The sequence below is a fragment of the Shewanella aquimarina genome (assembly GCF_023349185.1).
GTDB lineage: Bacteria > Pseudomonadota > Gammaproteobacteria > Enterobacterales > Shewanellaceae > Shewanella > Shewanella aquimarina.
In genome coordinates this window covers 194,823-207,470 of sequence record NZ_JAKIKY010000006.1, presented here as the reverse complement: position 1 = coordinate 207,470, position 12,648 = coordinate 194,823, and the positions used below count along the sequence as shown (strand labels likewise).

The window sequence follows — 12,648 nt, the reverse complement described above, 5'->3', positions numbered from 1 at the left end:
GAACCCTGCGGGCAGCGTCTGTATCATTTTTCTACTGGGTTATCACTCATTGATGTAGTGCACTACATTACAATCGCTCTGCCTTATATAAAAGCGATACAGAATGCTGCAAAAATGAACGCGAAAGATAAACAGGCCCTAGTAATTAATGGGTCTGTTTAAAGTGACGCAGAAGCCAATAGACAGGACGAAGATCCTTTCCACCGATAGATTTTAGCGGCGCAATAAGATAGTTAAGCCACTGCCACTTCTTCATCTCTTGCTTTGAAGCCTGCCAGAGCGACTCTCCCCCCGCAGCACGGTAGGCAGCAATCACAGGTTCAACAATCTCTGGATGGGGTCCTATGTAGCGATACAGGCTATGGATATAGACGAGGAGATCTCTGATCTGCTGCCTATGCATATCGCAGTCTTGCTGATTTGCCTCGAAATCGATAAAGGAAACATTACCCGCTTGCCAACAAATATCCCTTAGGGCAGGCCTGCCGTGAGCCAAACCTTTTAGATGCAATTGAGCCAACCCGGTTGCACTATCTTGTAAAATCTTGAGCTTCTCGGCCTCATCGATCTCAGCATTTAACCAAGCATTAATCGGCATGCCTACGTCGGCCACGACCAGAAACCCTTCACCGCTGGCAACCAGTTCGGGCACGGGAGCCCCTTTCTTGGCGAGTTGAGTAAGGGTTGCTATCTCAAGCTGCAGTGCCGCCTGGGGCTGGGACTTTAGCCAGCGCATGGCGCCGGTGAGACGCTCTGCCTGTTTAAGCCAATACTTGCGACCTTGGTATTCGAAACTAACTATTCGTTCGCCCTGATGTTCGACAAGCAGTTTATCAATCACATGTTGAAGGCTAGAAACAGTCACACAAGATACTCCGGTAAAAGTGAAAGGGGATTATGTGTGCAAGCTTGCGCAAATGCAATCTTCAGGGGCGTAAGCGGGGAAACTATGAGCGGCACCAGACTGACTGATAGGTGGCGCCTATGAGGAGAAAGCGAGAGACGTATCGACCGACACGTCTCAAGAATGCCACGCGATAAACAGCGACACTTTTTACACCAAGCGGCTTAAGCTTCTTCGTTCCAAGGGGTCGCCTTGTTTTCAAGCAATACGGGGATCCCTTCGTTAATCGCATAGACCAAACGGTCTGCCTTACAGATAAGCTGCTGATTAGCCTTGTCATATTCAAGCTTCCCCTTACATACAGGGCAGGCAACTATCTCTAAAAGTTTCTTATCAAACGCCATGTTAATTTCCTTGTTGTACGTTTTAGCGCCGCTCAAGCAGCGTTAACAATTGCTGTTCAAATTCTGGTGCTATCTTGGCATCTACCGGCAGATACCACCAGTTAGACTTTGCAAAATCGCGACATTTAACCGCATCTTTCTCTGTCATTAGCACGCCTCGCCCCGCCGCGACCGTCTCTATGGCTGCTAGGCTGTAGGCCTGATGATCGTCAAAGGCATGTTGGTGAACGGGATGAACCCCAAGTTGGGTTAGGGTATCGAAAAATCGCTGTGGATTGCCTATCCCGGCGATAGCCACATTGTCAGAAAGCGGATTATCGGCTAGGCTCTCAGTTAAATTAGCTGAGACCAGCTCGCCGTCGGCCACCCTGCGCCAATTGCCGGGGGACAGCGCCATCTCAAACTCTTCCGAATGGGCTCTCTCACCATTGACTAAGGTAAAATCGACTGTGCGCTGACGCCAGCGTCCCTCTCGCAGGGGGCCTGCAGGTAACAGCAGACCATTACCGAAACGGCGCTTGCCATCGAGCACTAAGATCTCGACATCTCGCTCGAGTCGATAATGCTGCAGTCCGTCATCGCTGATGATGACGTCCACCGCTTGCCATTCGAGCAGGGCTTGACCCGCGGCCACACGATCGCAGCCTATCACCATAGGCACCTGAGTTCGCGCTACTATCATGGCAGGTTCATCGCCGACTTCACTCGCTGGCATACCAGCAATAACCCGCTTGCAGCCGGAAAACTCGACGCCGTAGGCGCGGCTGATCACCCCAGGGCGATAGCCATTACGGCGAAGCAGTTCGATGAGATAGATGACCGTGGGGGTCTTGCCGCTGCCACCGACCGTGATGTTGCCCACCACAATCACAGGCACATCGAGCCGCGCGCTTGCCTTAAGCCCCAAACGAAACAGCTGTCGTCTGAGGCTCGTCAATAGATAAAACAAGCCACTGAGTGGCAGAAGCAGCAGTACAAGCAACCAGTGAACACCGGGCAGCCTGTCATACCAGAGACGATTAACCAACGCCTGCATTGTGCTTAGCTACCAAACTGCATCTGGTACAGGTTGTAATAGATCCCCTGCTTGGTCAGTAGCTCGCTATGGGTGCCGCGCTCGACCACCTTGCCCTGATCGACCACCAAGATCTGGTTGGCATTTTCAACCGTCGACAAACGGTGAGCGATCACGATCGAGGTGCGGTTCTGCCTGAGGTTATCCAGCCCCGTCTGAATCGCCTTCTCCGATTCGGTGTCCAGCGCCGAGGTCGCTTCATCGAGTATCAACAGGGGCGCATCTCGCAGTATCGCCCTGGCAATGGCGATACGCTGACGCTGACCACCTGAGAGCATGACGCCGTTCTCCCCGACCTGGGTATAGATCCCCTCGGGCATGTTACTGATAAACTCCCAGGCATTGGCGAGCTTAGCGGCATCTATGATCTGCTCCTCACTCACCTCACCCGGGTAGGCATAGGCAATGTTAGCTGCAATGGTATCATTGATTAGGGTGACCTGCTGGGACACCAGTGCCACCTGACGACGCAATGACGCCAGCTTATAGTCTCTCAGGCTCACATCATCCAGGCGAATATCACCGCTTTCGAGATCCGAGTAGAAGCGGGTGATCAGGCTGGCTATGGTCGACTTACCGGAACCGCTGCGCCCCACCAGGGCCAGTGTCTCGCCAGGATTGACCTGAAAATCTACATCTTTCAATGCCAAGCCTTCCTGATTGTCATAGCGGAAGTTAACCTTGTCGAAGCTCAGCCGTCCCGCCACTCTTTGCGTCTCATAGGTGCCATTGTCCACCTCGGCCGGCGTGTCTAACACCGCAAAGATGGTACTACAGGCGGCGATCCCCCGCTGAAACTCGGCGTTGACACGGGTCAGGCTCTTAATTGGCTGCAACATGGCGAGCATGGCCGCCAAGATGGTCGCAAAGGTACCTGCGGTAAGATCTGCACGCATGCTCTCAAGGCTTGACGCATAGAGCACGAAGGCCAGCGCCAGGGAGCCTATCACCATCACCAAAGGCTGGCTGATTGCCTGGGCCAGGGCCAGTTTCATGGTGCGCGAGCGGTTATCGTCGTTCACTTTGGCAAAACGCTGGGACTCGGCCTGCTGACCACCGAAGACCAACACATTCTTATGGCCTTTAATCATCTGCTCGGTGACCGAGGTCACCCCACCCATGGCGGTCTGGATCTGTTTAGAGACCTTACGGAATTTACGGCTGACCACGGCAATCACCAGGCCAATCAAGGGCCCGACAATCAGGATACAGAGCGAGAGTTTCCAGGAGTTGTAAAACATCACCCCCAACATACCAATCACAGTAATACCGTCACGCACTATGGTGATCAACGCACTGCCGGACGCTCTGGCGATCTGCTCGGTATCGAAGGTGACCCGGGAGATCAAATTACCGCTGCTCTCGGCATCGATATAGCTGACGGGCAGCTTGAGATAATGTTCAAACACCTGCTGACGCATATCCATGATCATGCGCGCGCTGATGTAGGAGATGCCGTAGGTAGATAAAAAGTTAGCCAGTCCCCTGAGGGTAAACAGGCCAATCACCACAAAGGGCGCGGTTTTTAACACATCACTGTCGGAGTTAAAGCCGCCACTCATGCCGAGATCGACGCCTTCCACCAAACCGGGAGTGGTCGGTACATTGCTGGCAAAGCCCTGATCGATAAAGGGTTTAATTGAATAAATAAAGGTTGCGTCCACCAAGCCATAAAGCACTAGGCCGAACACAGACAGAAATAACACCCCTTTAAGCGGGACAAGATAGGTCAGCAGTCTAAGAAAAACGCTGCTAACTTCACTTTTCGAAGCATTTGTCATTCGGGATTCTATCAATAGATGCAAAAAAGCGTATTCTACTCTGGATTGCCAAACTCACCAAATTCAAAGCGTTGATTATACCAAAATGGCGCCAAATCCCGGCGATAACCCGAGACTAAAACGCCCTCTTCGTCCAGCGTTAAACTGAGCTGACCATTGTCTCCAGTGCTGTATTGGCGCGCCTTTGTCTCGCTGAAGCGCCTAACCACATCGGCCTTGGGAAAGCCATAACGATTGTTGAACCCAGCCGCATAGAGCACTATGTCTGGCGCACTTGCCTGAATAAAGGTGCTGCTCGATGAGGTATTGCTGCCGTGATGCGCAGCGATCAACACGGTACTGGTCACCTCTGGCGTCTGCGTCAGGAGCGACTGCTCACCCTCACGCTCGATATCCCCGGGGATAAGCACGCTTCGACTGCCGTCACTTATCCGAACTATGCAGGAAGCATTGTTGCCAACGCCAGCCTCTCGCGGCCCCAGTAGCTCGACGGTTAGTCCCCGCCAGTGCATGCTCTTGGGGCGACAGTCCATGGCACCAGGATAGTCGAGGTCAGTCACAAGCTTGACCTCAGGATGCTGGGACAACAAATAGTTGGCGCCGCCGGCGTGGTCGTTATCCCCATGGCTCAACACCAAGTAATCAAGCTTGCCTATACCACGGTAATGCAAGAAGGGCTGGATCACCCTTTCTGCGTAGCTAAAGTGCTCACCGAAGGCGGCGCCGGTATCATAGATTAATCCATGCCCCTGTTTCTCGACCACCAGGCTCAGCCCCTGCCCCACATCTAACAGATGGACCTGCCAACGGCGAGGATCTGTCATCCCTTGAGGTAAACACCACAGACAGAGTGGCATGAGAAGCACCAAGGGCATCCAGCGCCAGGCGCCTGAGGCAAGTCGCCAACAGATAAAAGCAAGCAGGCTAAACAGTAGGGCCGAAACAAGCTGCATCGAGGCTGGCAACCAGTGAACAGGAAGTTTGCCTAACCAGTCGAAAGCTAAGGTCATGGGTGAAATGGCAAGATCTAGCAGATAGAGGGGTAAGCTCACGGGCATGCCGATATAGATGCTAGTTATCCATGTTATCAAGGCCAAGAAGCTTAGCGGGATCACCACCAGACTAAACCAGGGTACGAAGATTAGGTTAAATATCAGGGCGTAGGGCGCAAAGCCGCCAAACAGCAGCCCCTGCAAAAGACCCAAGGATAAACTTAACCGCCACTGAATCTGCCACAACTGGCCAAGGCGGTATGTCAGCTTCTGCAAAGACGATAAGCGCTCATCAGGCTCGGACGCTGATTGGCCGAACCAGAGAATGATCGCCAGCGCGCCGAAGGAGAGCCAGAGCCCGGCACCGAGAATACTCAAGGGGTCCAGCAACAATACGATGAAGAGCGCCCATAGCAGCCGCTCGAATGGCGAGGCATAGCGCCTGATAAGCCCAAGCCAAATCACCATAACCAACATGATAAGCGCTCGCTGGGTCGGCAACCCCAGTCCGGCAAGAAAGGCATAGAGGCCGCAACAAACCAAGGCCACTAAGGCGATGGCTTGGCGATTGCCAAGTCCCAGACGAGGACGCAAGCACCCTAAAAGATAGCCTCCCAGCCCCATAACCCAGAGCGCCAGTACGGACAGATGCAGCCCGGAGATGGTCACCAGATGGCCGGTTCCACTCTGCCTTAGCCCCTGCCAATGCGCCTCGCTTATCTGCTGCTTATCCCCCAGCATGAGCGCCAGCATCAGATCGCCATTGGCGAATGTGGCCACGGCCTGCCGCAATGGTGTCAGTAGCCCTGCCCGCATCCCCCGCGGCGGCGATAGACGCTTGGCCGCTATTACCCTGCCCTTGCCTATGATGTGCTTAGACAACAGATAGGCCTGCTGATTAAATCCCCCCTGATTAAGCACGCTGGTGATCGGCTTAGGGGCAAGCGTGAATAGCCACACCTCACCTATGGCGACTTTTTGTTCGCTTTGCCAGCGCAAGCGCAAATATTTATCAGGAAATTGAAGAGGATGGTCGGTCAAAATACGAATATCGGCATTTATCCAGTCGCCGTTTCGATAAACTAGTGATATGATTTCGCCCCTTACTGTTGGCGGCTCGCTGGAATTTTCAGGCGTAAAAACCAAAAGTTGGTGGCAAAATAGACTCATCCAAGCTATAGCCAGAAGGCAACCAGCCAATAATTTTGACCATTTCAGCATGATGACGGCAATGACTAACACCACACATGCAAGTGAAAGGGTCGGCAAGGCGGGCCAGAGCAGCGCGGAGATGAGGGTGGCACAATAGCCAAACATGAATCGATTCATAATGAATAATTTAAGACTGCAACACTAAGCTATGCCAAAAAAATTCATTCAACGATATATGCCCAAACCCGAGACGCTGCAGAATCATAAACACCTGCAGATGTTCGGTAAGCTGCTACACAAACCTAACCTCTGGGCACTGAATCGACGCTCCGCTCCCCTCGCCTTTGCGGTCGGCCTGTTTGTCGCTTGGATCCCCATGCCGTTTCAGATGGTATTAGCCGCGGCGTTAGCCATACTGTTTAACTGTAACTTACCTGTCGCCGTCGCGCTGGTGTGGGTCACCAATCCTGTTACCATGCCCTTTATGTTCTACGCCGCCTACCTCTTTGGCGCCAAACTACTCGGCCACCCCCCCCAAGAATTTGCCTTCGAAGCCAGCTGGCAATGGATAGAGGCCTCACTCTTCACCATAGGCCCACCATTCTTGCTGGGTTGCCTGGTGTTTGGGATCATCTTTGCGGCCTCGGGTTACTTTGTCGTTCACAACCTGTGGAAGTACTCGATCCTGTTTAAGTGGAAGAATCGCGCCAAATAGTGATGTTTCATATTGCATTGCTAACCCAGCACTAGTCGCCCGGCATTAGTCACCGGGCAGTAGATCTATGCCTCTTAAACCTCGCGACCTATTGCCTTGAGTTGTGACCCGGGCTTAGCTCACTTGATCACACAAGCAGTTAGCCTGGTAAGCAGCTAGCCACGTATGCAGTCAGTCAATTAAGCATTCACTTAACTAAATCATTACCCCGATATCGACGATCACACTGGGTTAATCATCACCCACAGCATAAGCTGCTGAAATTGCCCCTTCGCATCTCATAGAAACTTAAGATAGAATGAACAAATTGATCACAAGGTTAACGCTTTGTATCTACCTAAATGACATGCCCTAGATGAAGTCGCTCGTTAGAATAATCACAATAAATGCAGGAAGGCCATGCACTTAAATTCAAATAGAAAACATGTCGCGATCTTCGCATTGCTCTCCTGCTTATTTCTGCTCGCCGCAGTGATCACCATAAGTGCGCTAACAAAGTACTTTGTTAACAATGAGATCCAGCAAGAAGAGGAAAACCTGCGCAAAAACCTGGCGCTGCTTCGCTTCAACTTCGAGGCCACCATCTATAAAGACACCTATCTGGCCGATAGTCTGGCCACAGTGGTGACAATAGACCCCGATTTTGCCATGAAAAACTGGCATGTGATCGCCGCTAAACTGCTCGACAAGGCGCAGTACGTACGCAATGTCGCCATCGCACCAAACAATATCATCTCCTTAGTCTATCCCCTCAAGGGCAACGAAAAGGCGGTGGGCTTCGATTTTCGCACTCAGCCAAATCAGCTTAAGACAGTGCTACTGGCCAAGGAGCAACAATCGGTGTTTATTGCCGGACCGGTGAATCTGGTGCAAGGTGGGCTGGGCCTTATCGCCCGCTACCCTATCTTCAAAGACTATCCCCAAAACACCCAATATTGGGGCGGGGTGAGCGTGGTGATGAACTATAACCAGTTACTGCATGATACGGGGATCACGCAATTTCAGGGCGGCGATATCGCCATCAAGAAACAGCTAAACGCTAACGAAGCGGAACAGGTTTTCTATGGCGACCCCAATATTTTTGAAGATGCCGATGTGATCTATCCCATCAAGTTGCCCAGTGCAACCTGGAACCTGGCCGCCAAATTTCATGTTGAAAATCTCTCCCGCATCAATCATCTGCGCCTAGGCATAGTCGGCACGGGCACGGTCGCAGCCTTTACCCTGTATATGCTGATGCTGCTGCTGTTTCGGAACTATCAGCACACCCATAGGGCGGCCCTGCACGATGAATTAACCCATCTCCCCAACCGACGCTTCATCATCAATGAGCTCGACCGCGTGATGAACAAGCATAACCAGCCATCTTTTACCTTGCTCAACATAGATCTGAACGACTTTAAAAGGGTAAATGACGAGCTGGGACATGAAGCGGGCGACGAGTTGCTAAAATATGTCGCCAATCGTCTAGTGACAGAGGTGGGGATTAAGGGATCGGTCGCGCGATTTGGCGGCGATGAATTTCTCATCTTGCTCTATGACGTTACCGACGGGCAGGAGATTGAAGCCATCATGGCTCACATCACCCAGGCGATAGAGTCCCAGCCTTTCTGCTGGCAATCACAGCAACTGACGCCTTCGCTCAGCATAGGCTACGCCACTTTTGATGGGCAAAATGCCGACATCAAAGAGTTACTCTCCGATGCCGACAGGCGGATGTATCAACAAAAACGCGCCTACCGAGAAAGTCGTTAACAGCCTTCCCGGTTATCAGCTGAAGCTAGCGTCCAGCCAGTGCCTCGGCGGGATGGATACGGCTCGCCTTCCAGGCCGGATAGAGGGTAGCCAGCAGGCTCATCACCAAAGCAAGTGACACCACCAGCATCACATCCAACAGATGCAGCTGTGATGGCAAGAAATCGATGAAATAGACGTCGGCCGACAATAGCTGCACACCAAATAGCTGCTCAATCCCGCTGGCAATGGCGCTAAGATTCAAGGCCAGGGTGATCCCCAATGCCCCACCGATAAAACAGCCTAACAAACCATTCAAGGCCCCCTGGACCACAAAGATCCCCATGATGGTGGCTTTGGCCATTCCCATGGTCAGCAAGATAGCTATCTCGGACTGTTTGTCGCGCACCGCCATCACTAAGGTGGAGACGATATTGAAACAGGCCACGGCAATCACCAGCGCCAGCACTAGGTACATCACGGCGCGCACCAACTGAATATCCTGATAGAGATGCCCCTGGGTGCGTGTCCAGTCCGACAGATACATATACTGCGACTGACTATAGCCCAAGGTGCGGATCAGCTGCGGCGCGGCGAAGACATCGTCGACCTTGATGCGGATCCCGCTTACGCCCTCACCCAGCCCCAACAGTTCGGCGCCGTAATCCAGAGAGATATAGGCCGTCGTCTGATCTAGCTCGCCGCCGAGCTCAAAGATACCCGCCACCTTAAATTGATGACTCTTGGCCGAGCCCAGACCTCGACCCGCAGACTTACCCGCGAGGTTCGGCGTGTAGAGACTCAGAGTATTGCCAAGCGACAACCCCAGGGCATCGGCGAGCCCCTTACCCAGCACTATGTTGTTCTCTTTAGTGGCCAGCGCCTGCCAGGCAGGTTCTGGCATAAAGTCGTCGATGTTTGACACCTTGGCCTCTAACGCGGGCGTGATGCCGATAACCGTGAGCCCTTGAAAGCCACCTGGCTTCTGAATCAGCCCCTGAATGCGCACAAAGGGTGCGCTGGCCAGAATGCCTGGGATCTTCTTGGCATCCTCGGCTATCTGGGGCCAGTCATGAAGCGGCTCATTCACCCCGGTCAACTCTCCATGGGGCACGACCCCCAGCAGACGCTGCTCAAGCTCCTGCTCGAAGCCGTTCATGGCCGACAGTACTGTGATCAACACGGCTACCCCAAGGGCGATCCCCGCCGTCGAGGCAAAGGAGATGAAACTGATGAATCGATTCGACTGACGCGCCATGTAGAAGCGCCAGCCTACCCAGAAGGCGAGTCTCTCTCTCATGCCATCTCCCAGGCGCTTAACTGTCCATCTTGCATCTTAAGTTGTCTGTCCATGCGCGCGGCCAGCTTAGGATCATGGGTCACCACCACAAAGGCGGTACCCAGCTGGCTGCCCAGCTCGCGGATAAGCTCATAGACGGTATCGCCGCTCGCAGCGTCCAGGTTTCCGGTAGGCTCGTCGGCCAACACCAGTTTCGGGCGATTGATCAGCGCCCTGGCTATCGCCGTGCGCTGGCGTTCACCACCCGACATCTCAGCCGGTGTATGATGCAGCCTGTGCCCAAGGCCCACGCGATTAAGCAGCTCTGTCGCCTCCTGCTCAACTTCTTGGCGCGGCCGCTTCTGGATAAGTCCAGGCATGGCCACATTTTCAAGCGCGGTAAACTCGGGTAAAAGGTGGTGAAACTGGTAGATGAACCCCAGCTCCTGATTGCGGATAGCCGCCTGACGTGATGGTGACAGCCGATAGAGATCTTCGCCGTCAAACTCCACCTCACCACTGCTCGGTTTATCTAAGGTGCCCATGATATGCAGCAAGGTACTCTTACCCGATCCAGAACTGCCAACGATAGCCACCTGTTCGCCCTTGGCGATACTGAGGTTAACACCGCTGAGCACCTGGGTGTCTATGCTGCCTTCGTGATAGCGCTTGCTAACGTTATTGACTTGAAGTAACAAAGATTTTTCCTGTTGGGTCATAGATCATTCGTACCTTAAAGCTGTGGCTGGTTGCACGCTTGCCGCCCGCAGCGCGGGATAAACGGTCGCCAAAAATGTGATTGCCAGGGTGCCGACCACGATGAGGGACAACTGCCCCCACTCGAGTTGCACCGGCAGGCGTTGACCAGCCCCAAGCACATGAATGCCGAGCGCCGAAAAGAGGGTGTTAATATTCAAAGTTGCCAGTACGCCGATAACCAGGCCGCCCACCAAGCCTAAGACGGCATTGAGGGAGCCCTGGATCATGAAGATCCCCATGATGCTCCCTGTGGTCAGGCCCTGGGTTTTCAGCACGGCAACATCTGTGGTCTTATCCACCACCATCATCACCAGGGCCGAGACGATATTGAAGGCAGCCACGGCGATGATGAGACTCAGCATCAGCGACATCATGTTTTTCTCCATCTTCACCGCCGAAAACAGATGCCCATAGCTCTCACGCCAATCGCTGGTAGTGACGCTATCACCCGCGGCCTCAAACGCGGCCTTGACCTTAGGCGCCAGTTTGCTTGCCTTGAAGGGGTCGGCCAGATAGAGGCGCAGCGACTTGATCTCATTTGGGGATTTGCGCATCAGGCGCAGCGCATCCTCGTGATGCACGTAAGCCAGGCTCGCATCCACCTGGGAGCCCATCTCGAAGACGCCGGCCACGGTAAACTTACGCTGACTCGGTACCGGCCCCAGCGGAGAATAGACCACGCCATCGCCGCTCAACACACGAAGCCTGTCGCCGGGCTTCACATCCAGGCGGCGCGCCAGCTCGGCGCCTATAACAATGCGGTATTTACCCGCCTCGAGACTATCGAGGGAGCCATTGAAATGGCGGTTAAGCCGCGCGAGATTGTCTTGCTCAAGTTCGGGATAGATGCCATAGATCTGCACCGCGCTGATGCTACCCGGTGCCTGCAACATGGCCTGGGTGGCCACGCTCGGGCTCATGGCCAAGATCTGCTTGCCATCGACAAGGCTGAATGCGACAGACTGCCAGTCACCAAGATGCTGCTCACTGTGCACCGTCAGTTGCGGCACCGCGCCCAAAATGCGCTGCTTGAGCTGTCCCTCTAGGCCATTCATCACTGAACTGACAATGATCAGCGCCGCCACCCCGAGCAAGATCCCCGACACGGCAAACAGGGTAATAAATGAGGCAAATGGATTGGCCTTACGTGCTCGCCAGTACCGATAACCTATGGTCCAAGATAACGCTAAATTCATGTTTGGCAGGGTCTCTTTATATCAGAGCCTTGATAAATCATTAAGATGGGCACGATAATAGGGGGAATAGCCCCCTAAAAACAAGAGGCAATCCGTTGAACAGCCAATCAAACTCCTATTTTAGCGTCGCGCATGGGTTCGCCGCTTACCTATCGCCCTGGCCTAAGGAGCAGCCGCTGCCCAACGACCATGAACTCAGAGCCATGCTGCCGCTCGGCATGCAGCTCATCAGCCAAGTGAAGGCGATGGAAGCCGATTGTCTGCTCCAGCTCAGGCACCTTGATGATGAGGCGCGCACCGTAATCGACTACCTCAAACTACAGTCGCGCAAAATCGATCTTGTGCTGCAGCATGTGCTGGAGCAGCAGACCCACGAGGGTGAAAGGTGCAGTGGCCTGCATTTTGGCGGCAGCGGTATACATATCTTAAGCCCAACAAAGCTTGTGCCCGGCGAGGCCTATCGCATCACCCTACATATCAGGGAGGCGCTTATCGCCATTCTCTGCATCGGTGAGTGTACCCGCTGCGAAGACGAAGCCTCTGAGGGCGGTTTCGATTGTGAGCTCAGCTTTATCGAAATTCTCGATGAGGACGTCGAGCAACTGGTGAAAGCCAGCCTAAATATTCAACAAAAACAATTACAACAACGTAAAAAGCAGCAACAAACCCCAAGGTAGTTTTCACTAGCACTGACGGGGCTAAGTCTCTACAATGACC

The 12,648-nt window shown here is 53.4% G+C and carries 11 protein-coding genes; 3 read left to right on the top strand and 8 right to left on the bottom strand.

Annotated elements, in window-relative coordinates:
* Nucleotides 1-145: 145 nt before the first annotated feature.
* From L2731_RS09635 to L2731_RS09615, 5 genes are all read right to left on the bottom strand, one after another.
* Complete coding sequence (locus L2731_RS09635) at nucleotides 146-865, bottom strand: lipopolysaccharide kinase InaA family protein (protein WP_249252895.1); 720 nt, start codon at nucleotides 863-865, stop codon at nucleotides 146-148.
* A 203-nt stretch (nucleotides 866-1,068) separates the two neighbouring features.
* Nucleotides 1,069-1,248, bottom strand: a complete 180-nt coding sequence (locus tag L2731_RS09630; protein ID WP_041511559.1) for a Trm112 family protein — start codon at nucleotides 1,246-1,248, stop codon at nucleotides 1,069-1,071.
* A gap of 22 nt (nucleotides 1,249-1,270) precedes the next feature.
* Nucleotides 1,271-2,284, bottom strand: a complete 1,014-nt coding sequence (gene lpxK, locus L2731_RS09625) for a tetraacyldisaccharide 4'-kinase (RefSeq protein ID WP_249252893.1) — start codon at nucleotides 2,282-2,284, stop codon at nucleotides 1,271-1,273.
* Nucleotides 2,285-2,289: 5 nt separating this feature from the next.
* A complete protein-coding gene (gene msbA, locus L2731_RS09620) occupies nucleotides 2,290-4,104 on the bottom strand; it encodes a lipid A export permease/ATP-binding protein MsbA (RefSeq protein WP_249252891.1) in 1,815 nt (604 codons plus the stop codon).
* 35 nt (nucleotides 4,105-4,139) lie between these two features.
* Nucleotides 4,140-6,413 (bottom strand): DNA internalization-related competence protein ComEC/Rec2, encoded by a 2,274-nt coding sequence (locus L2731_RS09615; RefSeq protein WP_275659052.1) that lies wholly within the window; start codon nucleotides 6,411-6,413, stop codon nucleotides 4,140-4,142.
* Between the two features lie 43 nt (nucleotides 6,414-6,456).
* Here L2731_RS09615 and L2731_RS09610 point away from each other — a divergent pair, with 43 nt between their 5' ends.
* Together L2731_RS09610 and L2731_RS09605 are read left to right on the top strand one after the other, a co-directional pair.
* Entirely contained in the window at nucleotides 6,457-6,963 is a 507-nt protein-coding gene (locus tag L2731_RS09610; protein ID WP_041511563.1) for a DUF2062 domain-containing protein, read from the top strand.
* Nucleotides 6,964-7,362: 399 nt separating this feature from the next.
* On the top strand, nucleotides 7,363-8,718 hold the full coding sequence (locus L2731_RS09605) for a diguanylate cyclase domain-containing protein (protein ID WP_249252889.1): 1,356 nt from the start codon (nucleotides 7,363-7,365) through the stop codon (nucleotides 8,716-8,718).
* Between the two features lie 25 nt (nucleotides 8,719-8,743).
* Here the strand turns inward: L2731_RS09605 and lolE are convergent, their stop codons facing one another.
* The 3 genes from lolE to L2731_RS09590 are packed head-to-tail and all read right to left on the bottom strand — an operon-like array spanning nucleotide 8,744 to nucleotide 11,931.
* A complete protein-coding gene (gene lolE, locus L2731_RS09600; RefSeq protein ID WP_249252887.1) occupies nucleotides 8,744-9,997 on the bottom strand; it encodes a lipoprotein-releasing ABC transporter permease subunit LolE in 1,254 nt (417 codons plus the stop codon).
* On the bottom strand, nucleotides 9,994-10,695 hold the full coding sequence (gene lolD, locus L2731_RS09595; RefSeq protein WP_249252884.1) for a lipoprotein-releasing ABC transporter ATP-binding protein LolD: 702 nt from the start codon (nucleotides 10,693-10,695) through the stop codon (nucleotides 9,994-9,996). The genes lolE and lolD overlap by 4 nt, the downstream gene beginning before the upstream one ends.
* A 3-nt stretch (nucleotides 10,696-10,698) precedes the next feature.
* The gene (locus L2731_RS09590; RefSeq protein ID WP_249252882.1) at nucleotides 10,699-11,931 is read right to left on the bottom strand and encodes a lipoprotein-releasing ABC transporter permease subunit; all 1,233 of its coding nucleotides are present in this window, start codon (nucleotides 11,929-11,931) and stop codon (nucleotides 10,699-10,701) included.
* A gap of 95 nt (nucleotides 11,932-12,026) precedes the next feature.
* Between L2731_RS09590 and L2731_RS09585 the strand changes: the two genes are divergently transcribed.
* Complete coding sequence (locus L2731_RS09585) at nucleotides 12,027-12,608, top strand: hypothetical protein (RefSeq protein WP_249252879.1); 582 nt, start codon at nucleotides 12,027-12,029, stop codon at nucleotides 12,606-12,608.
* Nucleotides 12,609-12,648: the final 40 nt, after the last annotated feature.